19 protein-coding genes and 1 pseudogene are annotated in these 19071 nt (G+C 73.9%); 10 read left to right on the forward strand and 10 right to left on the reverse strand.

The window, feature by feature from the left end:
- Positions 1-52: 52 nt before the first annotated feature.
- The 3 genes from typA to ACI790_RS03620 all read left to right on the forward strand — a co-directional run bounded on the left by typA (position 53) and on the right by ACI790_RS03620 (position 3704).
- Positions 53-1945, forward strand: coding sequence for a translational GTPase TypA (typA, locus tag ACI790_RS03610; protein WP_456568416.1), 1893 nt, complete (start codon positions 53-55; stop codon positions 1943-1945).
- Between the two features lie 324 nt (positions 1946-2269).
- Positions 2270-2743: a DUF5994 family protein gene (locus tag ACI790_RS03615; RefSeq protein ID WP_456568417.1), complete on the forward strand. Its 474-nt coding sequence runs from the start codon at positions 2270-2272 to the stop codon at positions 2741-2743.
- 271 nt (positions 2744-3014) lie between these two features.
- Positions 3015-3704, forward strand: a complete 690-nt coding sequence (locus tag ACI790_RS03620; RefSeq protein ID WP_456568418.1) for an IS110 family transposase — start codon at positions 3015-3017, stop codon at positions 3702-3704.
- Positions 3705-3748: 44 nt separating this feature from the next.
- Here the strand turns inward: ACI790_RS03620 and ACI790_RS03625 are convergent.
- Positions 3749-3808: pseudogene (locus ACI790_RS03625) on the reverse strand (hypothetical protein); the annotation flags it as partial.
- Between ACI790_RS03625 and ACI790_RS03630 the strand changes: the two are divergent.
- Entirely contained in the window at positions 3801-4037 is a 237-nt protein-coding gene (locus ACI790_RS03630; RefSeq protein WP_456568419.1) for a hypothetical protein, read from the forward strand. The pseudogene ACI790_RS03625 and the gene ACI790_RS03630 overlap by 8 nt on opposite strands.
- A gap of 148 nt (positions 4038-4185) precedes the next feature.
- On the opposite strand, the gene ACI790_RS03635 is transcribed toward ACI790_RS03630, so the two are convergent.
- The 5 genes from ACI790_RS03635 to ACI790_RS03655 form a co-directional block, all read right to left on the reverse strand.
- On the reverse strand, positions 4186-4545 hold the full coding sequence (locus tag ACI790_RS03635; protein ID WP_456568420.1) for an IS110 family transposase: 360 nt from the start codon (positions 4543-4545) through the stop codon (positions 4186-4188).
- A gap of 287 nt (positions 4546-4832) precedes the next feature.
- Complete coding sequence (locus ACI790_RS03640) at positions 4833-5813, reverse strand: sulfite exporter TauE/SafE family protein (RefSeq protein ID WP_456568421.1); 981 nt, start codon at positions 5811-5813, stop codon at positions 4833-4835.
- Positions 5814-6109: 296 nt separating this feature from the next.
- Complete coding sequence (locus tag ACI790_RS03645; RefSeq protein WP_456568422.1) at positions 6110-7111, reverse strand: anion permease; 1002 nt, start codon at positions 7109-7111, stop codon at positions 6110-6112.
- A 20-nt stretch (positions 7112-7131) separates the two neighbouring features.
- On the reverse strand, positions 7132-7749 hold the full coding sequence (locus ACI790_RS03650; protein WP_456568423.1) for a DUF47 domain-containing protein: 618 nt from the start codon (positions 7747-7749) through the stop codon (positions 7132-7134).
- A 105-nt stretch (positions 7750-7854) separates the two neighbouring features.
- Entirely contained in the window at positions 7855-8418 is a 564-nt protein-coding gene (locus ACI790_RS03655; RefSeq protein WP_456568424.1) for a sigma-70 family RNA polymerase sigma factor, read from the reverse strand.
- 74 nt (positions 8419-8492) lie between these two features.
- Here ACI790_RS03655 and ACI790_RS03660 point away from each other — a divergent pair, with 74 nt between their 5' ends.
- The 5 genes from ACI790_RS03660 to ACI790_RS03680 are packed head-to-tail and all read left to right on the forward strand — an operon-like array spanning position 8493 to position 13419.
- Positions 8493-9137: a zf-HC2 domain-containing protein gene (locus tag ACI790_RS03660; RefSeq protein ID WP_456568425.1), complete on the forward strand. Its 645-nt coding sequence runs from the start codon at positions 8493-8495 to the stop codon at positions 9135-9137.
- Complete coding sequence (locus ACI790_RS03665; RefSeq protein ID WP_456568426.1) at positions 9134-10909, forward strand: copper resistance CopC/CopD family protein; 1776 nt, start codon at positions 9134-9136, stop codon at positions 10907-10909. Before ACI790_RS03660 ends, ACI790_RS03665 begins: the two co-directional genes overlap by 4 nt.
- Positions 10910-10949: 40 nt before the next feature.
- Complete coding sequence (locus tag ACI790_RS03670; protein ID WP_456568427.1) at positions 10950-11681, forward strand: YcnI family copper-binding membrane protein; 732 nt, start codon at positions 10950-10952, stop codon at positions 11679-11681.
- Positions 11678-12346: an SCO family protein gene (locus tag ACI790_RS03675; protein WP_456568428.1), complete on the forward strand. Its 669-nt coding sequence runs from the start codon at positions 11678-11680 to the stop codon at positions 12344-12346. The genes ACI790_RS03670 and ACI790_RS03675 overlap by 4 nt, the downstream gene beginning before the upstream one ends.
- A complete protein-coding gene (locus tag ACI790_RS03680) occupies positions 12343-13419 on the forward strand; it encodes a hypothetical protein (RefSeq protein WP_456568429.1) in 1077 nt (358 codons plus the stop codon). Before ACI790_RS03675 ends, ACI790_RS03680 begins: the two co-directional genes overlap by 4 nt.
- Positions 13420-13435: 16 nt before the next feature.
- Here ACI790_RS03680 and ACI790_RS03685 read toward each other — a convergent pair whose 3' ends face one another.
- From ACI790_RS03685 to ACI790_RS03700, 4 genes are read right to left on the reverse strand one after another with little or no spacing between them, the layout of a single operon-like run.
- A complete protein-coding gene (locus tag ACI790_RS03685) occupies positions 13436-14251 on the reverse strand; it encodes a phosphocholine cytidylyltransferase family protein (RefSeq protein ID WP_456568430.1) in 816 nt (271 codons plus the stop codon).
- Positions 14238-15371: a CDP-glycerol glycerophosphotransferase family protein gene (locus ACI790_RS03690; RefSeq protein WP_456568431.1), complete on the reverse strand. Its 1134-nt coding sequence runs from the start codon at positions 15369-15371 to the stop codon at positions 14238-14240. Before ACI790_RS03690 ends, ACI790_RS03685 begins: the two co-directional genes overlap by 14 nt.
- Positions 15368-16150, reverse strand: coding sequence for an HAD family hydrolase (locus tag ACI790_RS03695; protein ID WP_456568432.1), 783 nt, complete (start codon positions 16148-16150; stop codon positions 15368-15370). Before ACI790_RS03695 ends, ACI790_RS03690 begins: the two co-directional genes overlap by 4 nt.
- Positions 16151-16191: 41 nt before the next feature.
- A complete protein-coding gene (locus ACI790_RS03700; RefSeq protein WP_456568433.1) occupies positions 16192-17802 on the reverse strand; it encodes a mannitol dehydrogenase family protein in 1611 nt (536 codons plus the stop codon).
- Between the two features lie 407 nt (positions 17803-18209).
- On the opposite strand from ACI790_RS03700, the gene ACI790_RS03705 reads away from it, so the two are divergent.
- On the forward strand, positions 18210-18998 hold the full coding sequence (locus ACI790_RS03705) for a M23 family metallopeptidase (protein WP_456568434.1): 789 nt from the start codon (positions 18210-18212) through the stop codon (positions 18996-18998).
- Positions 18999-19071 lie beyond the last annotated feature (73 nt).

Consider the following 19071-nt stretch of genomic DNA (forward strand, 5'->3'; position numbering starts at 1 on the left):
CCCGCGCGCGTCCGCGCGGCGCGCTCCCGAGCTCCCCGAGGTGCCCTTCCGCATGCCCATCCGCAACGACCTGCGCAACGTGGCGATCGTCGCCCACGTCGACCACGGCAAGACGACCCTGGTCGACGCCCTCCTCCGCCAGGCCGGCGCCCTCGGCCGCGCCAAGGGCGAGGGTACCGACAACGACTCCACGCAGGACCGCGTGATGGACTCGATGGACCTCGAGCGCGAGCGCGGCATCACCATCCTCGCGAAGAACACCGCGATCCGCCTGGCCGACGAGGACGGCAACCCCGTCGTCGTCAACATCGTCGACACCCCGGGCCACGCCGACTTCGGTGGTGAGGTCGAGCGCGGCCTGTCGATGGTCGACGGCGTCGTCCTGCTCGTGGACGCCTCCGAGGGCCCGCTGCCGCAGACCCGCTTCGTGCTCCGCAAGGCGCTCGCCAAGGGGATGCCGGTCATCCTCGCGGTGAACAAGACCGACCGCCAGGACGCCCGCATCGAGGAGGTCGTCGACGAGAGCTACGAGCTGTTCATGGAGCTGCTCGAGGACACCGGCCTCGACGTCGACGCGCTCGAGTTCCCGATCGTCTACTGCAACGGCCGCACCGGCCAGGCCTCGCTCAACCGCCCGGAGAACGGCACCGTCCCGGACAGCCCGGACCTCGCGCCGCTGGTGAAGACGCTGCTGGACACCATCCCGGCGCCGTCCTACGACGCCGAGGAGCCGCTGCGCGCGCAGGTCACCAACCTCGACGCCTCGCCGTTCCTGGGCCGCCTCGCCCTGCTGCGCATCCACTCCGGTGAGATGAAGCGCGGCCAGCAGGTCGCCTGGTGCCGCGTCGACGGCAGCATCAAGAACGTCAAGATCACCGAGCTGCTCGTGACCGAGGGCCTCACCCGCACCCCGGCCGAGAGTGCCGGCCCGGGCGACCTGGTCGCCATCGCCGGCATCGAGGACATCATGATCGGCGACACCCTCGCCGACCCGAACGACCCGCGGCCCCTGCCGCCGCTGACCGTCGACGAGCCGTCGATCTCGATCACCATCGGGATCAACACCTCGCCACTGTCGGGCAAGTCGGGCAAGAAGCTCACCGCCCGCCTGATCAAGAACCGGCTCGACCAGGAGCTGGTCGGCAACGTCTCGGTGCGCATGCTGCCGACCGACCGCCCCGACACCTGGGAGATGCAGGGCCGGGGCGAGCTGGCGCTGGCGATCCTCGTCGAGCAGCTGCGCCGCGAGGAGTTCGAGCTCACCGTCGGCCGGCCGACCGTCGTCACCAAGGTCATCGACGGCAAGCTGCACGAGCCGGTCGAGCGGGTCACCATCGACACCCCCGGCGAGTACGTCGGCACGCTCACCCAGGCGCTCGCCGTCCGCCGCGCGCGCCTGGAGAACCTGGTGCACCACGACACCGGGTGGGCGCGGATGGAGTACATCGTCCCGTCGCGCGGCCTCATCGGCTTCCGCACCGAGTTCCTCACCGAGACCCGCGGCACCGGCGTGCTGAACCACAACCTCGAGGGCTACGAGCCGTGGCTGGGCGACATGCGCGCCCGCCCGACCGGCTCGCTGGTCGCCGACCGCTCCGGCGTGGCGACGACGTACTCGATGTTCTCGCTGCAGGAGCGCGGCCAGCTCATGGTGCAGCCGGGCACCGACGTCTACGAGGGCATGATCGTCGGTGAGAACTCGCGTCCGGACGACATGGACGTGAACATCACCAAGGAGAAGAAGCTCACCAACATGCGCAAGTCCACCTCCGAGGAGCTGGAGCGGCTCATCCCGCCGCGGATCCTCAACCTGGAGCAGGCGCTGGAGTTCTGCGCCGAGGACGAGTGCGTGGAGGTCACGCCGGCCACCGTCCGCATCCGCAAGGTGGTGCTGGACCAGACCGAGCGCGGCAAGGCGAAGAACCGCAAGCCCAAGCCCGCCTGATACCCCCCCGCTTTACCCTCGCGCCCTGCCGCAGCTCGACCGCGGCGGGGCGCGATGCGTTTCCGCGGGATGACCTGCCCAGCTTTTCCGCGGAAAGTGCGGGGTGGGTTTCCGCGGAAAGTCGGGATCGGGGTGAGGGTAGTGGTCGGTAGGTCACGGTTCGTGATGACCGGCCGTGCGGCGGCGACCCGCCCGTCCCACGCTCACCGGGGACCCCGCGTGCCGCAGCCTAGGTTCGTCTCGGGGCCTGCTGTCCGGGCCCACGGCGAGCGAGCGACGAGAGGCGGCCGAACGCTGATGGCGACGACCACCCGTACGGTTCCGGTGACCGAGGGCTTCCGGGGCGGGATCGACGTCCGGGTGAGTCTGCGCGCCGACGCCGGATCCGGGGGCTCGGCCTTCGACGGCGCGTGGTTCCCTCGTAGCCGGGACCTCGCCGCGGAGCTGCCCGAGCTGATCGCCGCCCTGGAGCGGCGCGGCGTCCGGGTGGAGCGGTTCACCTACGCCCTCGACGCCTGGCAGCCCGCGCCCCGCAAGCTGGAGGTGCAGGGTCGCACCGTCCGGGCCGGTGGCTTCCGCAGCATGGACCCGCAGGTCGTCTGCCTGACCTGGGCCGGTGGCAACCGCCGGGCCGATCTGCTCGTCGTCCCGCCGGAGACCGACGTGCTGACCGGTGCCCGGGCGCTGCGGCTGTGCACCCGCCGCGGCCTGCCGCCGTCGCCGCAGATGGTCCTCGCCGCGGCCCGCTCCACCCCGCTGCCGCAGGTCCCCGACCTGCCCGCCAGCCGCGCCGTCTGACCTCGAGGTCCCCCTCGCCGCCGTCGCGATGATCAGGTGACAGTGATGATCGAGGGCGAGCCCCGCAGCGATCGTTCCTGACCCTTCAGGTGACTGACTTCGGGTCTTTGTCCGGATCTGTCGGTTCGATCTGCTGCGGGGCTCGCTGTGCACTCACCAGTCGAGGGTTCGTGACCTCATAGGAGCCTGTGCCAGCAGGCACCCGTCACTGTCTTGTCCGCTCGCTCGGCGGTGCGTGCCGTCCCCACCGAGTCGAGTCAGAAGGACGGCGATGACCACGATCGCAGAACCAGCGCGGCCTGCCCAGTTCCCGCCGGGAGTGGCCGGTCGGGTGATCGGAGGTGTGGACACCCACGCCGACACCCACACCGCGGCGGCGATCGACGGCGCCGGCCTGGCGCGGTTGTTGACGGTCGAGGGCGTGGCACTGGTCGAGATCGACCGCCCCAACCGCAAGACCCGCCGGCGGGCGGGCAAGTCTGATCCGATCGACGCCGAGGCCGCTGCCCGGACCGCGCTGGCCGGGGCTCGCACCGGTACCCCCAAAGACCGTGAGGGGCAGGTCGAGGCGCGGCGCACGCTGCGCGTGGCCCGCCGCAGCGCGGTCGCCCAGCGCGCCGACACCCAGCGGCAGATCCGTGCACTGCTGGTCACCGCACCCGAACTGCTGCGCGGCCAGCTGCGCGGCCTACCCACCAAGCAGCTGCTGACCACCTGCGCGGCGATGCGCCCCGACCCTGGCCGCATCGGAAAGCCAGAGCAGGCGGTCAAGACCAGCCTGCGTCTCCTGGCCCGCCGCCACGCCACCCTCACCGCGGAGATCACCGACCTCGACGACCTCATCCAGCCGTTGGTCAGCGAGATCAACCCGGCTCTGACCGCGGCCTTCGGCGTGGGCGCCGACTGCGCCGGCCAGCTGCTGGTCACTGCCGGTGAGAATCCCCAGCGCCTGAGCCGGTAGCGCACCGTCTTGCCTGATGAGGCCGGGATGGGTGCTGCGCCGGCGAGCATGGCGAACGCGGCGTCGTCGCGGCAGCGGCCGGGATGAGACCAGGCGGTGAGCACGGTGGCGGCGACGATCGGGCCGATGCCGCTCAATGCCAGCAGGTCCGGTCGCCAGGAGCGCACGATGGTGCGGATCGTGGCCTCGTGCGCGGCGGCCTCGGCCTCGAGGAACTGGATGCGCCGGGCGAGGTCACGCATCACCGTGAGGGCAGTGACCTGCTCGATGTTGCCGCTGGTCGTGGTCGGGCGAAGCCGGACGGCGGTGGTGATCATGACCCGGGTGGACTGACCGCGGAAGCGGGCGCGCACGGTTTCGGGGCTGCTGATGACCAGCGCCTGCAGCTGGCGTTGGGCGGCGGTTGCGGCCTCGACCGCGGCCCGGCGGGCGGTCAGCAGCATCTGCAGGGCGGCCCGCTCCGGGCCGGTCTTGGGCTGGGTCAAACGCGTGCGAGCCAGCGCGTCACGGGCGGCGCGTTCGGCGTCGATGGGGTCGGACTTGGCGCCGGCCCGCCGCGTCGGGCGCTTGGGCCGGTCCAGCTCGATGACCAGCTCACGGCGGCCGCGAGGTGACGGGCCAGGCCGGCGCCGTAGCTGCCGGTGCTCTCCATCGCCCAGGCCCGCAGCCCGCAGTGCTGTTCGGCCAGGTCGACCAGTTGCGCGTAGCCGTCCGGGTCGGCGGGAACCGTGGCTCGGGCCAGCACGCCACCGGTTCGGGCATCGACCACCGCGACGGTGTGGGTGTCTTTGTGTGTGTCGACGCCGATGACGACCTCGACCAGTTCTGCCAGCATGGACATGCGTTCTCTCCTGACCAGATGGGACGCAGCAGGTCCCGGTCCGGTGCGGAGATGGGCAGGACTGTGACGGGACACGCCAGCGGCTACTGGCGGTCGAGCTCCTGATCAGGCCAACGTCTCCGGCCGGGCCGGTGCCGGCAGCAGCAGGCGGACAAGTCCGTAGAAAGGCACGAAGCCGATCAGGTCAAGGGTCACGCCCACTGCTGCCGGCCGTCAGCACACCACCGGTGCGCCGACCCGGCCAGACTCACAATCAGGTCACCTGGTCCCAGACCCCGAGGGGTTCGTCAGTCGCGGGGGGCGCTGGGCCGGCCGGCGCCGACCGGCTGCTCGGGGGCGGCGGGGAGGTCGGCGGCCACGTTGCGCTCGGCGATCTCGGCGACGGCGTCGGCGGACTCCAGCGCCTTGTCCTTGCGGTACTGGCGGTACGAGTGGACGACGGCCAGGACCCAGACGGCGGCGATGGCCGCGTAGACGACGCCGCTGACGGCGTTCCCGGCGTCGACCCAGTCGCTGCGGAGCAGCGTGCGGACGTTGGTGATCACGATCATGCCGCCGACCAGGGAGCCCAGCAGTCGCGGCGGAATGTGCCGGACCAGCCAGGCGGCGATCGGGGCGGCGACCAGGCCACCGGCGAGCAGCCCGGCCACCCACAGCGGGTCGATGCCCTGCGAGCCGAGCGCGACGAGGAAGCCGAGGCTGGCGGCCAGCGCGACCAGGAACTCCGAGGTGTCGATCGAGCCGATGACCTTGCGCGGCTCCATCCGGCCGCTGGCCAGCAGCGCGGGGGTGCCGACCGGGCCCCAGCCGCCGCCACCGGTGGCGTCGATGAAGCCGGCCACCAGGCCGAGGGGGCCCAGGAACCGGCTGCGCACCGGCTTGCCGAGGTTGCGCCGGTCGATGCCGCGCAGGGTGAACCGCACCAGGATGTAGACGCCCAGCGACACCAGGATCAGCGACATGACCGGGGCGGCGATCTCGGTGGAGAGGCCGGACAGGAAGTGCGCGCCGGCGAAGGCGCCCACCGCACCGGGCAGCCCGACCTTGGCGACGACCTTCCAGTCGACGTTGCCGAACTTCCAGTGCGAGAGCCCCGACGCCAGCGTCGTCCCGATCTCCGCGAGGTGGATCGTCGCCGACGCGGCGGCCGGGTTGGTGCCGATGGCCAGCAGCAACGTCGTCGAGGTGACGCCGTAGGCCATGCCGAGGCTGCCGTCGACGAGCTGGGCACCCAGGCCCGCGAGGGCGAGCAGGATCAAGGTCTTCACGGGGAACGGACTCCGGTCTCACGCATGCCGCGGCGGGCGGCCTGTCAGGGGGTCGAGCCGGCGCCGGGAGCGGCGCGGGGGATCAGGACCCCGGACAGGCGGCGGTGCAGACGCGCAGCAGATCGACGTGCAGCCGGCTCACGAGGAGGAGCGCCGTCGTCCGTGTCACGGCGATATGTCTACCAGATCGATGCACTTAGGCGTCAAACCCGGGTCCACCTGCTGGGACCACCCGTCACACAAGACGCACCGGCCCCGCCGCGGCTGCGACGGGGCCGGTGCCGAGGGCCGGGCGCTCAGCCGACGATGAAGTCGGTGACGAAGTAGGCGATCGCGGCGATCCCGGCGGCGGCGGGCAGCGTGACCACCCAGGCGATGACGATGTTGCCGGCGACGCCCCACCGGACCGCCGACAGCCGCCGGGTCGAGCCGACGCCCATGATCGACGTGGTGGTGATGTGCGTCGTCGACACCGGGACGGCGAAGACCGTCGCGGTCGTCACCATGACGCTGGAGGCCACGGTCTGCGCGGCGAAACCGCCGGCCGGGGTGAGCTGGATGATCCGCCGGCCCATGGTCCGCATGATGCGGAACCCGCCGGCGTAGGTGCCCGCGCTGATCGCGCCGGCGGCGGCGAGCACCACCCAGAACGGCACCTCGAAGTCGTCGATCTCCCCGGCCGTGTACAGCGCCAGGGTGATGATGCCCATCGTCTTCTGGGCGTCCTGCATGCCGTGCCCGAGCGCCATCGTCGCCGAGCTGACGATCTGCGCCCGCTTGAAGCCGCGGTTGGCCCGGGTGACGTGGGCGTTCCGGAAGCTCCACAGGAGGCCGAGCATGAAGAGGTAGCCCAGCCCGAAGCCCACCAGCGGCGAGACGACCATCGGGACGATGACCTTCTCGAACACGCCCATCCACTGCACCGAGTGGGCGGCCGCGAGGGCGGCGCCGACGAGCCCGCCGATCAGCGCGTGGGACGACGACGACGGCAGGCCGAACCACCAGGTGACGAGGTTCCAGGCGATCGCGCCGATCAACGCGGCGAAGACGATCTCCAGGCCCTCCCCGCCCTCGGGTGGATCGATGATCCCGGCGCCGACGGTCTTGGCGACCTCGGTGGAGAGCAGCGCCCCGATCAGGTTCATCACCGCGGCCAGCGCCAGCGCCGTCCGCGGCGTCAGCGCCTTGGTGGAGACGGCGACGGCGATCGCGTTCGCCGCGTCGTGGAAGCCGTTGGTGTAGTCGAACGCCAGGGCCACCAGGATGATGGCGACCAGGGCCAGGAAGGCGGCGTCCATCAGCGGGGGTCCATGCGGAGTCAGGACTCCTTGACGGCGATCGTCTCGACCACGTTCGCGACGTGCTCGAACGCGTCGGCCGCCTCCTCGAGTTGGTCGGCGACCTCCTTGAGCTTGAGGATCTCCAGCGCGTCGAACTCGCCGCTGTAGAGGCGGGACAGCAGCCGGCGGTAGAGCTTGTCCGCCTCGTTCTCCAGGCGGTTGACCTCGATCCAGTAGTCGGAGAGGTCCTTCAGCGTCTTCAATCGCGGCATCGCCTCGGCGGTGGTGTGCGCACAGCGCTGCAGCAGGGAGACCTGCTGGTGCATCTCGGCGGGCAGGGTGCCCAGGCCGGTGAGGATGACCAGGTCGGCCGCGGCCTCCACGAAGTCCATGACGTCGTCGAGGTCGCTGGCGAGGCGGTAGATGTCCTCACGGTCGAACGGGGTCACGAAGCTGGTGTTCAGCGCCCGGAAGATGGCGTGCGTGGACTGGTCGCCGGTGTGCTCCAGGTCGCGCAGCCGCACGGCCAGCTCGGGCCGGCGCACGTGGTCGTGGACGAACTCACCCAGGACCTCGGTCGCCGTCACCAGGTTCTGCGCCGAGGCGGTGAACAGCGGGTAGAAGCTCGAGTCCTTGGGCGTCAGGCTGAAGGGCACGCGGAGGCTCCGTCTCAGGGTTGCGGCACGGTCGCCATCGCGCGGGCGGACGAGGACCGTCGGGCAGCATAGGTGTCCGGCAGGTGGACGACGCGTGCCGCGGGGTCAGCTGTGAGCGGCGTCGCCCCGGCCGGCTTCCTCGCTCACTCCGCCAAGGGACGCCACGAGGTCGGCGCGCGCCCGCGCCACCCGCGACCGGACGGTGCCGACGGGGCAGTCGGCGACCTCGGCGGCCTCGGCGTAGGAGAGCCCCAGCAGCTGGGTCAGCACGAATGCCTCCCGCCGGTCCGGCGCCAGTCGGCCCAGCAGGTCGGTGACCGCGGCGCCCTCGGCGACGGCGTCCCCGGCGCCCGGGGCGGACAGCAGCTCGAGGTCGGCCGCATCGCGGACCAGCGAGAGCCGCCGCCGGCGGCGGGAGCGCACCGCGTCGGCGCAGACGCGGCGGGCGATCGCCAGCAGCCAGGTGCGCACCGAGGACCGGCCCTCGAAGCGGTGCAGCGATCCGAAGGCCCGCAGGTAGGTCTCCTGGGTCAGGTCGTCGGCGGACTCCCGGTCGCCGAGCGCGGCGCACAGCCGCCAGACGTCGGGCTGCGTCTCCCGGACGAGGGTGGCCGCGGCCAGCGGATCGCCGTCGGCGGCGTCCGCGGCGATGCGGGCCAGGTCGTCCATGTCCCCGCCAGGGTGTCACGCAGGTCACCCGGGGTGCCGGGAACCGGACGGCGTCCGGCGGCGACCAATCAACCATGTCCTGCCACACCTGCCGCGAAGCGCTCTCCGCGCGCCTGGACGGCGAGCCGCTGGGGATGCCCGCCGAGGAGCTCGACGGGCACCTGGCGGCCTGCCCCGGGTGCGCGGGCTGGGCGGCCGCCGCGGAGCGGGTGACCCGCCGCGCCCGGCTGGCGCCCGCCCCGCCGGTGCCCGACCTGACCGTCGCGGTCCTCGGCGCGCTGCCCCGTGAGCTGCCCGGGGCGCGGGCCGCCGCGCGCGCCCGTCTGGCGGACACGGCGCTGCGGCTGGTGCTGCTCGCGGTCGGGGTCGCGCAGGCGGCGCTGGCCTGGCCGGTGCTGGTCTCCGGCGCCGGCGCGATGAGCGCTCCGGTGCACATGGCGCGGGAGAGCGGCGCGTGGAACCTGGCGGTGGCCGCGGCGTTCCTCGCCGTCGCGGCGGGGCCGCGGCTGGCCGCGGGGGCGCTGCCGTTCCTCGGGTCCTTCACCGCGCTGCTGCTGCCGGTCACCGTCGCCGACCTGGCGGCCGGGCACGTGCACGCCGACCGGGCGCTGGCCCACCTGCTGCTCGTGGCCGGTGTCGCCCTGGTGGCCGCCCTGGCGTGGCGGGACCGACGGCGGCGTCCGGCGCCCGCGCTGGCCGACCGGCGGGTGACCGCGTGAGGCGGTCGGCGCTCCTGCTGCTCCTGCTGGTCGCCGGCTGGCTGGGGGCAGGGATCGGAACGGCCGGTCCGGCCGCCGCGCACGCCACGCTGGTCGCCACCGAGCCGGGGGAGGGCGCCCGCCTGGAGGCCGCGCCCGCGGAGGTGACGCTGCGCTTCAGCGAGGGCGTCTCGCTGGGCGCCGGGTACGCGCGGGTGCTCGGCGCCGACCAGCAGCGGGTCGACAGCGGTTCCGCCTCCGTCGACGGCGGCGAGGTGACCGTCCCGCTGCGCAGCGACCTGCCCGACGGCGGGTACCTCGTCACCTACCGGGTGATCTCGGCCGACTCGCACCCCGTCTCCGGGGCCTTCTCCTTCGCCGTCGGCGACGGCGAGCTGCTGACCGCCTCCGCGCAGGAGCAGGCCGGTGCCACCGACCCCGTCGTCGGCGCGCTGCTGCCGGTGGTGCGCTGGACCGGGTACGCCGGGCTGGCCCTGGCCCTCGGCGTCCCGGTGCTCGTCCTCACCTGCTGGCCGGCCGGCCGGGGATCGGCGCGGCTGCGGCGGATGGCCACCGGCGGCGCCGTCGCGGTCGCCGGCGCCGCGCTGGTGACGTTACTGCTGCAGGGCCCCTACGCCGCCGGAACGGGACTCGGCGCGATCGCCGACCCGGCGCTGCTCGGCGCCACCGTGCGCACCGGCGTCGGCTGGGCGGCGCTGGCCCGGGTGGTCCTGGCGCTCGCCCTGCTGGTGGTGCTGCGCCGCGTCTGGCGCGGCACGGCGCCGCTCGGGCCCGGCTGGACGGCCGGGGGCGCCGCCCTGGCCGGTGGCCTCGTGCTCGCCACCGCCGCGGTCGGGCACCCGGTGGCCGGACCGTGGCCGGCGCTGGCGGTCCTGGTCGCCGCCGTCCACGTGGCGGCAATGGCGATCTGGCTGGGCGGGCTCGCCGGGCTGCTGGCCGCGGTCGTGCGGCCGGGGACGGCGCCGGCCGAGGTGGCCGCCGTCCTCCCCGGCTTCTCCCGGCTGGCCTTCGGCTCGGTGGTGGCGCTGGTGGTGTCGGGCATCGTCCAGTCGGTGCGGGAGGTCGGTTCCCCGACCGCCCTGGTGGCGACGGCGTACGGGCAGCTGCTCGTGGCGAAGCTGCTGCTCGTCGTGCTCCTCCTGGCCGCGGCCGGGGTCTCCCGCGTGTGGGTCCAGCAGCGCCTGGGCGTCCGCCGGCCCCGGCGGCACCGCTCGGTCACCGCGCACGCCTTCGCCGCGACCGCCCCGGACGCCGCCGCGCCCGAGCAGCTCGCGGCCGCCGCGCAGCGGGACCGGGTGCAGGCCGAGAACGCCGCCGACCACCTGCCCTCGCTGCGCCGCTCCGTGCTGCTGGAGGCGGGGGTGGCCGCGGTCGTGCTGGCCCTGTCGGCGGTGCTGGTCGCCACGCCGCCCGCGCGCACCGCGCTGGCCCAGCCGGTGGAGACGGTGCTGCCCCTGCAGGGCGGTACCGGTGCGGCGTCGGGCAGCGTGCAGGTGTCGGTCGAGCCCGCGCGCCCCGGCGAGAACGCGTTGCACGTCTACCTCTTCGACGACGCCGGACGGCTCACCCAGCCGGCCGAGATCCGGGTGGCGCTCACGGAGCGGAGCCAGGAGATCGGCCCGCTGGACGTCGCGCTCGAGCCGGCCGGCCCCGGCCACTTCGTGGGCGACGGGATGACCATCCCCGGCGCCGGCACCTGGACGCTCACCGTCACCGTCCGGCTCGACGAATTCACCGCGCTCAGTGCCGCCACCGACTTCCCGGTGCGCTGACGCCCCCGACCGCACCACCCGCCCGACGACGAGGAGTTCCGTGTCCCCGACCCGCCCGCTGCACCGGCTCGCCGTGCTGCTGCTCGCCACCCTGACCGCCGGCGCCGCAGCCGTCGTGCTCGCCACCCCCGCCTCGGCGCACGTCACCGTCTCCTCCGGTGACGCCGCTCCCGGCGGCTACGGCAAGCTCACCTTCCGGGTGCCCAACGAGAGCGACACCGCCAGCACGGTGGCCCTGCGCGTCCAGATCCCCGAGGAGTCCGCCATGGGCTCGCTGCGGGCCCAGCCGGTGCCGGGCTGGACGGTGACCACCACGACCGCCGACCTGGCCGAGCCGCTCCAGGTGCACGGGCAGGAGATCAGCTCCTACGTGTCCGTGGTGGAGTTCCGCGCCGACGAGGGCGGCGGCATCGCGCCGGGCCAGTTCCAGGAGTTCGCGCTCTCCGGCGGGCCCTTTCCCGACGCCGAGCGGCTGAGCTTCCCGGCGATCCAGACGTACAGCGACGGTAATGAGTCGGCCTGGATCGAGCCGACGGTCGCCGGGCAGGACGAGCCCGAGCGCCCGGCCCCGGTGCTGTCCCTGGTGGCCGAGCAGCCCGGTGGCGGCGCGGCCGGCGAGGACGCGGCGGCCGCCGGCGACAGCCACGACGCCGGCGGGCACACCGACGATCCGGGCGCGCTGGCGCTGTTCCTCTCGATCCTGGCGCTGCTGGTGGCGCTCGCCGGTGTGGTCCTCGGTGTCCGGGCCAACCGACGTACCGTGTCCTCGTGACCTCCGCCGTCCGCCGCCGTCCTCGCCGGGCCGTGCCGGCACTGCTCCTGACCACGGGCCTGCTCCTGGCCGGCTGCGGAAGCACGGCGGACGGCGACCCGGAGGCGCACGACCACTCCGCGGGCGCCCCCGCCGTGGCCGAGGGCCCCGACGACCGGTACGCCGGCATCGACCTGCGCGAGTCCTTCCGCAAGCCGACGTTCACGCTCACCGACACGACGGGCGCGCCGTACGACTTCAAGGCCGCCACGGCGGGCCGCCCGACCCTGCTCTTCTTCGGTTACACCAATTGCCCGGACGTCTGCCCGACCACGATGGCGGACGTCGCGGTCGCGCTGCGCGGGCTGGACCCCGCCCTGGTGGAGCGGATGCAGGTGGTCTTCGTGACCACCGACCCGGCCACCGACACCCCCGAGGTGCTCGGGGAGTACCTGGACCGGTTCGACGCGGACCTGGCGACCTCCTTCGTCGGGCTCACCGGCGACCAGGACGCGATCGAGCAGGCGCAGCTGTCGGCCGGTGTCGAGCTGGCCGAGGACGAGGGGCGGCTGCACTCGACGTTGCTGCTGCTGTACGGCGCCGACAACGAGGCGCGGGTCGCCTTCAACTCGGGGAACACGGCCGCCGACATCGCCGAGGACCTCCGGCTGGTGGCGGGCGCGTGAGCCGGGGGCCCGGCCGGCTGTTGGCCGTCCTGGCCGGCGTCCTCGCGCTGCTGGCACTGGCCGGGCCCGCCTCGGCGCACGTCGGGGGAGCGGCGGCCGGCAGCGACTTCGACGGCCGCGTGGTCTCGGTGACCCCGCAGCTGCCCGGCGTCACCGTCCGCGTGCTGCAGTTCGGGGACGAGCTCGAGCTGGTCAACGACACCGGCACCGAGGTGCTCGTGCCCGGTTACTCCGGCGAGCCCTACCTCCGGATCGGCCCCGACGGCGTCTGGCGCAATGTGCACAGCCCGGCGACGTACCTCAACCTCGACCGGTACGGGCGGACCGAGCTGCCCGGCGCCGCGGACCCGAACGCCACCCCGGAGTGGGCGCAGGTCTCCACGGAGCCGGAGTACGTGTGGCACGACCACCGCACCCACTGGATGAGCCAGGACCTGCTGCCGCCGCAGGTCACCGCCGACCCGTCCCGCGAGCACGTCGTGTCGGAGTGGATCGTGCCGCTGCAGCACGGCGGCACGGAGGCGGAGGTCGCCGGCGTGCTGACCTGGAGCCCGCCGCCGTCGCCCTGGCTCGTGGGGCCGCTGGTGGGCGCCGCGCTGCTGACCGCGGTCGCCGCCGGGCTGCTCGCCCGCACCCCGCGGCTGCTCGGCGGCCTGCTCGCCGCGGGCGCGCTCGCGGCGCTCTGGCACGCCCTGGCCACCCCGGAGCCGCCGGTGACCGCCGGCTCGCACGCCGGCGCCGTCGTCTCGGCGCTGCTGCCGGCCGCGGCGACCCTGCTCTGCGCGGTGCTGGGGATGCGGGCCGCGCTGCGGGGGCGCGGGGCCATGACCGGGCTGCTGGCCGTCGTCACCGGCTGGCTGCTGCTGGTGCAGGGGCTGCCCGACGTCGACGTGCTGTGGTCGGCGAACGTGCTCTCCGCGGGGCCGCAGCCGATCGCCCGGATCGCGGTCGGGCTGCTGGCGGCCCTCGGCCTGGGCCTGGTGGCCGGCGGGATCGCCGCGGTGCGCCGGTTCCGCGAGGCGGACGCGACGCCCGCGGGGACCGCCGCCGGCCACCCGGTGCCGGTGGCCTGACGACGGTCCCCGGAGGTCAGCCGACCTCGGCGACGATGTTCGGGCCGTCGGTCCCGAACAGGGTGTTGGCCCGCTGGAGGTCGCCCTCGAAGTCGACCTCGACCGCGGCGTAGGCGGAGATGTCCACCGGACGGACCCGCAGCCCGCGCTCGGTGATCGCCGTCTCCAGGCCCCGCTCGAAGTAGTCCTCGTGCGAGCAGGCCTCGAGGTGCTCGATGAGCGTGGCCTTGTCGGCAGACGAGATGTAGTTGATCCCCACCGCCTCGCCGAGCCCACCGCGGACGATCTTGGACAGCTCCCGGATGTAGCCGTCGCCGTCGAGGGTGTACTTGACCTCCTCCTCGGCGACCGTGCTGGTGTCGACGCAGACGAAGCTCTGGTCGGCCGCCATGTGGGGGAGGGCGACCTCGAGCACCGCCGGGTCGAACACGACGTCGCCGTTGAGCCACAGCACGCCGCCCTCACGGGTGGTCCGCAGCCCGCGGAGCAGGCTCTTGGACGTGTTGGTCACCGCGTAGTCGGGGTTGTACGTGAACAGCAGGTCGGGGGAGGCCTTCATGATCCGCTTGCTGCGGTAGCCCACCACCGCCGTCACGGACACGTCGGCGCCCAGGACGGAGCGCAGGCCGTCGAGCTGCCGCTGCATGATGCTGCGGCCGTCGTCGAGCCGGGTCAGCGGCTTGGGGTCCTGCCGGCCCAGCCGGGTGCCCATGCCCGCGGCCAAGATCACGACCTGGACCGACGGCGTCTGCAGCCGTCGGGACGTCGTGCGGGCCGACAGGGGGGAGCCACCCCGACGGACGGGGTTGAGGACGTGGTCACCGGTCCGCACGGACATCATCTCCTTCAGCGATCGTGCTGGTGGTCTGCCCGGACGCGGTCGCGGTCGGGAGGATCAGGTCGAGGACCCGCTGCGTCGCGGCGCCGTCCTCGAGGTGGCAGAAGGTCTCGCGGAACCGGGCGTAGCGCTCGGCGTGCTCCGCGGAGACCGCGTCGATGTCGGCGATGGCGTCGACCAGCTCGGTGCTGGTGGGCACCAGCGGGCCGGGGGCCACCTCGGCGAGGTCGAAGTAGAAGCCGCGGAGCTGGTCGCGGTAGCGCTCCAGGTCGTAGGTGAAGAAGAGCAGCGGTCGGCCGGTGATGGCGAAGTCGAACATCGTCGACGAGTAGTCGGTGACCATCATGTCGGCGGCCAGGTAGAGGTCGCGGATGTCGGGGTGGCTGCAGACGTCGTGGACGGCCGACCCGTCGGTGATCTCCAGCCGGCTCATCACCATGTTGTGCAGCCGCAGCAGCAGCACGTGGTCCCCGCCCAGCCGGGCGCCGAACTCGTCGAGGTCGATCGGGAACTCGAAGTCGCGCTCCCCGCTGCCCTCGAAGACGAGGTCGTCCCGCCAGGTGGGGGTGTAGAGCACCACCGTCTGGTCCTCGCCGATGCCGAGGTCCGACCGCACCTGGGCGCGCACGGCCTCGCGGCGCGGGCTGCTCAGCAGGTCGTTGCGCGGCAGCCCGGTCTCGTGGATCGGGCCGGTGTAGCCGAAGGCCTTGCGCAGCCGCTCGGTGGTGACCGCGTTCGGTGAGAGCAGCAGGTCCCAGCGGGCGATGTCCTGGTCCAGGTAGGCGAGCCGGCCCTCGGGCGCCCACAGCACGTCGTTGTGGATCCGCTTGAGCATCGTGCCGTGCCACGTCTGCAGGTACGTGGTCCCGGGTCGCTTCTCCCAGTCGAGTTCGATGTGGTCGTTGGAGATGACCAGGTCGGCGTCCTCCAGCGCGGCGATCGACTCGGGGCTGCCGAAGGGCAGCGTCCGGACGCCGGCCGGGAAGGTGACCTGCGTGTGCGGCGCGGACAGCCAGGTGTGGGTGGCGTCGACGCCCCGGGCCAGCAGCTGCTCGTAGAGGGCGCGCGGGCTGTCGGAGAAGTGCCCGCGGAAGGCGACGTAGACGATGTTCACGGGGTGGCTCCGGTCAGGGCGTCGTCGGGCCGCGGCCGGCCGGCCAGCACGGGGAGCACCAGGTCGGCCAGCTCCTGCCACGACTCGACCACGGTCAGCGCACCGGCCGCCAGCAGGGCCTCGGCGCGCGCCGCGCGCTCCTCGGGCAGCACGAACAGCAGGTTGCCGACGGTGGGGCAGCCGGCGCCGACGGCCGAGCGCACCCCGGCGACGGCGTCCTCGACCGCCAGGCCTTGCTCGGGCGCGATGCCGAGCGCGGCGCAGGCGTGCCGGTAGACGGCGGGATCGGGCTTGCTGGTCGGCACGGGCAGCGAGTCCTCGGCGCTGTAGCGGCGCGCGGGCGGGATCAGCTCGTCCAGCCCCGTGGCGGTGAAGCACGCGGCCAACCGGGACAGGGCGCTGGAGCTGACCGCGGCGAGCTCCAGCGGGCCGGCCAGCGCGCCGAGCGCGTCCAGCGTGGGCCCGTGCGGCCGCAGGGTGCTGCCCAGGTGCTCGGTGACGGCCCGCCGCTCCTCGGCGACCCACGGCTCGACGTCGACGTCCGCGACCCCGGCCTCGGCCGCGAGCGCGGCGGCGGTGGACCGGAAGTTCATGCCGGTGGCGGCGTGGCGCAGCTCGTCCGCGCTGTACCGGCGGTCGATGCCGATGGAGGCGAGGAAGGCGTTGGTGACCTCGGCGGAGGCCTCGAACGCCGGCTCCTCGGAGGGGAAGAGGTTGCCGTCGGCGTCGCAGAGCAGGTACTGCACCCGCTCGATGAGCGTCGGCGGAACGGTCGGCACCAGATGGGCTCCCTTCGGGGACGGGACGGGGGAGGGGGCGGTCACCGCGGCAGCGCCACGGGGCCGAAGGTGCGGGCGGCCACGGTGGCCCGGACCCCGTCGCGGTCGAACGCGGTCAGGGTCGCCGCCAGATCGGCGACGAACGCCGGGTGCGCGCCGAGGTCCCCGAACACCGACGTCTCGCCCAGCAGCGGCCGCGGGTCGTTGCCGCCGGCGCGCGCCAGCGTCTGCAGCTGCTCGGCGAGGGCGTCCTCGACCGGCAGCCGCCGGCCGGCCTCGTCGGTGCCGCGCAGGTACCGGAACCATCCGGCGACGGCGAGGGTGAGCAGGCCGTGCGGCCGCCCCTCCTCGATCGCCTGGCGCAGCGACGGCAGGAGGTGGTGCGGCATCTTGGTGGAGCCGCGGCGGCACAGCCGGGGCAGCCCGTCGGCGATCGCCGGGTTGGCGAAGCGGTGCAGCAGGACGCGCTTGTACTCGGCCAGGTCGATCCCGTCGGGCGGCGGCAGCAGCGGGGTGACCTCGACGTCCATGAGCCGGGAGACGTAGCCGGCGAGCACCGGGTCGGCCATCACCTGGTCGAGGCTGGCGTGCCCGGTGAGGGAGCCCAGGTAGCCGAGGGCGCAGTGGCTGGCGTTGAGCAGCCGGGTCTTCATCAGCTCGTAGCTGCCGACGTCGGGGACGAACCGCACGCCGACGGCGTCCAGCGGCGGGCGCCCCGCGGAGAAGGTGTCCTCGATGACCCACTGGGAGAACGGCTCGGTGATGACCGGCCACCGGTCGTCCACCCCGTAGCGCTGGGCCACCGCGGCCCGCTCCTCGACGCTCGTGTGCGGCGTGATCCGGTCCACCATGCTGCTGGGGAAGGCCACGTGGTCGGCGATCCAGCGGGCGAGGACCTCGTCGCGCAGCCGCGCGAACCCGACGACGGCGGCGCGGGCGGCGTCGCCGTTGCGGTGCATGTTGTCGCAGGAGACGACGGAGAAGGGGTCCAGGCCGGCCCGGCGGCGCCGGTCGAGCGCCTCCACTAGGTAGCCGAACACCGTGCGCGGGGAGGCGGGCTGCTCGACGTCCCACCGGACGTCGGCGTCGTCGGCGTCGAAGCGCCCGGTCTGCGGGTCGAGCCGGTAGCCGCTGTCGGTGATGGTGAGCGACACCATGCGGATGCGCTCGTCGGCGAGCAGGTCGAGCACGGCGGCCGGGTCGTCCGGCGCGAAGTGGTAGCCGACCATGACGCCGACGACGCGGGCGCGCTCCCCGTCGGGGCTGCGCTCGACGACGGTGTAGAGGTGGTCCTGCGGCGCGAGCGCGTCCTTCATCGTCCGGCTGTGCAGCCCGACGCCGACCACGCCCCAGTCGTCGCTGATCCGGCGCTCGGCCAGCTCGTCGAAGTAGAGCAGCTGGTGGGCGCGGTGGAACCCGCCGACGCTGAAGTGGACGACGGCCGGGATGAGCGCCGAGCGGTCGTAGGTCGGCACGCTCAGCTGCGCCTCGTGCAACGGCAGGGTCGCGTCGGTGAGCGGGTGGATCTCGGCGGCCGCCACCACGTTGGGGGCGGCGGGGGAGACGGTGCCCGGCGGGACGGGGGTCGCCCGACGCCGGGCCGGGGCCGATGCGGCGTCCGTCCGCAGGCGCAGGAGCTCGGCCTGTGACATCGCGTCCCTCCTTCTCTGTCCTGAGCGCCGTGTACCGAGCCGACCGGTTTCCGGGTCCCCGGAGGTCAGCAGTACACGGGTGGTGCCGGGTGCCGCGCAACAACGTCCGGCGCCGCATCGCGGTCGCGGAGGCGCCGGGCCGGCGCGGTCTCTTTCACGCCGGAGGGACCGGAATGCCCGTTGCCGGGCCGTCAAAACGCCCTGTACGGCGTGTCCATGATCACCGACGCCCTGCCGGCCTCCGTCACCGGGTTCGATCACGGCTGTGACTCGTGGGGCCGGTGGTGCGCGTCACCGGCGTGTCGCGAGCGACGCGCCGATCGTCTGGTCACGGACTCGTCACGGAATGTTTCGATGGGCGCCGCCCGATCGGGCGCGCACGTTCCCCACGCGAGACGGACAGGTGCATGGACGCAGGGATCGGCCAGGAGGCCCGCACGGAGCTGCTCGGTGTGGTGCACCCTTCTGCCGGCCGGGCCGCCGAGCGCCGCGCCCGTCACCGTCCGGCCCGGGGGCAGGCCCGCCGGAGCCCCGCGCTCCTGCTGTGCGCGCTGCTGCTGGGCGGCGTCGGCGCCGCGGGCCTGAGCCTGCAGGGCGCGCCCGCCGCCTCGGCCGAGGCCACCTCCGTGGTGGAGGCCTCCGACGTGCTGATGACCACCGAGGAAGGCGTCGAGGTCCTGCCGCAGGCGTCGATCTCGGTCGCCGAGGCCGAGGCCCGGCTCGCGGAGGTGGCCGCCTCCCGGGCCGCCCGTGCCGAGCGGGAGGCCGCCGCGGCGGCGGCCGCCGCCGAGGCCGCCCGGCCCAAGGCCGTCCTGCCCGTGGCCGGGGCCCGGCTCACCAGCGGTTACGGCGGCCGCTGGGGCACCTTCCACTACGGCATCGATCTGGCCGCGCCCATGCGCACGCCCGAGTACGCGGCGGTGGACGGCGTGGTGCTGCGCGCCGGGGCGGCCGGCGGGTTCGGGCTGGCCGTGTACATCCTCCACGAGAACGGCGACGTCACCGTCTACGGCCACATGGACAAGATCCTCGTGCAGCCGGGGCAGTACGTGGAGGCCGGCGAGACGATCGCGCTGCTGGGCAACCGGGGTCAGTCGACCGGCCCGCACCTGCACTTCGAGGTGCACAAGGGCGGCATGGGCGGCAAGAGGGTCGACCCCCTGCCGTGGCTGGCGGCGCGCGGCGTCGAGCTCTGACCCCCTGCGCGGGTCCGGGCGTGCGGGGTTGTACAGTTGCACCCGGCTCGGACGCACCAGACCGGGTCGGATC

This window comes from Blastococcus sp. SYSU DS0539 (genome assembly GCF_054050855.1).